Below are 3,469 nucleotides of genomic sequence, written 5' to 3' on the forward strand. Positions count from 1 at the left end.
AAGATACTGCGGAAACTTCATCGGCAAAAGAAGAAAAGAATACAAGCGAAGCCACGACTACTACGAGAAAGAATTCGCAAACGGTATCCTCTTCCTCAAAGCCGACGGGTACCACAGTAACTACGACCCAAAAATTCAGTTCATTAAATGCGAACGGCAATTCGAATCAGAGACAAAACAATGCTGTTCAGAATAACAACGGTCAGGTAAATTATCAGCCTGAACAGAATAATCAGCAGCCCGATAACAATCAGAGCAATAACGGTGCGCAACAGAATAACCAATCGTCTGACAATAAGCCTCAGAATAACAACCCTTCTCCTCCGGTTACAACGGCAAAGCCTGCGGTGACAAATCCGCCGACTACGACTACACCAAAGCCGCAGACTGAACCGCCTGCACCGGAGCCTACTGAGGAAGAAAGGTATATGGGTATTGGCAGAAACTTATTGCATGATGGTTCTGACTACAGCAAGGCAGAAGCGGTATACAACTGGATGACTGAAAACGGTTCGGGTACTTGCGTGAATTATTCATACAAGACATACCTAATCTGTCAAGGTATAGGGCTTGATTGCTATGCTTGCTGGACTGACTCAGGAATATACGGACACGTTGCCAATATAGTGAAAGTTGACGGAATATGGTATGTTCTTGATACTCAGGCAGGCGCTTTTCTTGACTACAACTATGGTTTTACAGAGGTTGTTGATATTGATGAAAACCATATTGCGGATGGAAGAATGATAAGCGATTATAGCTATGAAGAATTACACGAATAAAACGAAATACTAATAAACAGAGAGCCGAAGAAATTTCGGCTCTTTTTCTTTGCAAAAATGAAAAGGAGAAATGCAATATATGTTTAAAACAAAATCAAAAATATTGAGAAAACTCAGCGCAGGGTTAATGGCAGGACTCTGCGCTTTTTCTATGCTCGGTTCATCTGTGAGCGGAGCGATAACAGCAAATGCCGCAAGTACTTCGACCGAAAACTCTGCGTTTCCGTCTTCCGATACGGTGATCGCAAAGGCGGCGACGCTTCTCGGTTCTCCGTATACATTTGGGAATAAGGGATACTGGTACGCATACAATCAGGGTCAGTATACTCCGCTGTCGGTACGGACGATAAACAATCTCGGTATCGACTGTTCGGGACTTGTGTATTATACGCTGACACAGCTTGGATACAAAACATCGGGTTTTTCATGGAATAATCCTGTTCCCGTTGATACCGATCACTGGCTGTCGGTAAACGACAACTGCACTATCAGCTACGGCGGTAAAACTTCTAAGATCGATGTTGAAAAGAAAAATATCAAGACAACAGACCGTCCTTATTGGGAGTGTTCCGACGGTTCGACGATTACTCCCGGTTCGGTAGTGGTGGCTCAGAATCCATATGGCGAAGATCATGCGTGGATTTACATGGGTGAATTCAATTCAAGAAACGAGGTAGTAAGCTATCTTAAGTCTATCGGCGTTTCAGAAAGTCTTATCAATTCCAAAACAGTCGGTGACGGAAAAGGTGCAGGCGGCAGGCATTGGAGAATCGAGGCTAACGGCTCTGAGGGAGTTGTTATCAATAACAAGACCGACGGTAAAACTGCGACTGTCATGAATATGTCGGCGTTCAGGATCACATCCAAAGATGTGAAATTTACTATTACAAAAGTCTATAAAGCTGATAATACCGTAAAGATCAATGGTATCAGTCCTATTGACGGTTCACAGGCTATTTACGGCGTATACACTGATAAAGCTTGCAAAAACAAAGCAGGAGAAATCAAAATCGATAAAAACGGAAGCGGCTCGATTGAACTTCCGAATAAGCAGTATTATGTTAAAGAAATCAAAGCACCTACAGGCTACAGCCTATCAACTGAAGTATTTGCACTTAATGCAAATGAAAACGTAAATGTTACCGAGGATTATCTTAAAGGAAACATCATAATCAATAAAACTGCCGAGGATGGTATAATCGGTCAGCGTGAATTTAGAGTAACATGGACTCAGAACGGAAAATCTCACTCCAAGACGGCAAAGACAAATTCAAGCGGAATTGCGGAGTTTAAAGGTCTTAACGTATACGATCTTACAAGTAAAAAAGCAATTTCATATACCATATCCGAAATCAACGTAGATACGAGATATGAAACTCCCAAGGCGAAGAATGTCAAGCTTACCGACGGCGACGTTGATCTGACTGTCAATGTAAAGTTCAACAACGAACTCAAAACAGGTTCTATTAAGATCAACAAGCAGTCTGAGGATAATCAGAACGGAGGCAGAGAATTTACTGTCACAGGTAACGGCAAGACTTACAGCATAAAAACCGGTTCTGACGGTGTTGCAATTCTTTCCGATATCCCCGTATACGACAGTAACAATCAGAAAATTGTTTACACGATTTCTGAAAAAAACGTTCCCATAAAGTATGTTGTTCCTGCCAGTCAGACGGTTACTTTGACAGCTGATGAAACTACCTCTGTAACGTTTGAAAATGTGCTTAAAAAATTCACTTTGGAAGTTACAAAAAAAGACTCGGAAAAGGCTGAAAAACAAGGCGATGCAAGCCTTGCGGGAGCGGTTTACGGCGTGTTTAAAGACAGTGTTTTGATAGACGAATACACCACAGATGAAAACGGATATTTCAAGACAAAAGAGTATGTCTGCGGAAACTACACGGTTCAGGAAATTTCACCAAGCGAGGGCTATCTGCTTGACAAAACTGTGTACTCGGTTGGTGCAGAAGCTGAGAATTATTCCATTGAGCATAACCCCATTTCTATGACAGTGACCGAGGACGTGATCAAGGGGAATATTGCTATCATCAAGCATTCCGATGACGGCTCAACGCAGATCGAAACTCCCGAAGTCGGTGCAGAGTTTGAGGTTTATCTCAAGTCATCAGGCTCTTATGAAGCTGCAAAAGACAGCGAAAAAGACTATCTCGTATGCGATGAAAACGGCTATGCTGCGACAAAAAAGCTCCCCTACGGAATCTATGTCGTTCATCAGACCAAGGGCTGGGAAAGCACCGAATATATGGAGGATTTTGAGGTTGTAATCAGCGAAAACGAAAAAGAATATTTCTATTTGCTCAATGACGCAGTGAAAAAATCCTTTGTTAAAATCGTGAAAAAGGACGCTGAAACAGGCAATGTAATTCCCGTTTCGGGCATCGGCTTCAAGGTTTGGGACTGTGCAAATTCCGAATATATTTCTCAAAAAATTTACTATCCGTCAGAAATGATTCTCGACACATTTTACACCGATGAAAGCGGCTCGCTGATGCTGCCGCAGGAGCTTGCTTACGGCGATTACGAGCTTCACGAAGTGCAGTCGGCGGAGGGTTATGTGCTTGATAAAAAGCCTGTTCCATTTACAATTGACGGTTCAGTAGAAACCGTAGTTGTGGAGAAAACAAATACCGCACAGAAGGGCAAAATTTCGGTTCAGAAAACAG

The 3,469-nt window shown here is 42.5% G+C and carries 1 protein-coding gene and 1 pseudogene; both read left to right on the forward strand.

From position 1 onward, the window contains the following. A pseudogene (locus QVO88_RS10265) lies at window positions 1-782 on the forward strand (hypothetical protein); the annotation flags it as partial. 79 nt (window positions 783-861) lie between these two features. Continuing rightward, a partial coding sequence (locus QVO88_RS10270; RefSeq protein WP_288178003.1) for a SpaA isopeptide-forming pilin-related protein occupies window positions 862-3,469 on the forward strand: 2,608 nt, incomplete at its 3' end.

It is taken from the genome of Ruminococcus sp. CAG:57 (assembly GCF_000435935.1).
Taxonomy (GTDB): Bacteria; Bacillota; Clostridia; order Oscillospirales; family Ruminococcaceae; genus Hominimerdicola; species Hominimerdicola aceti.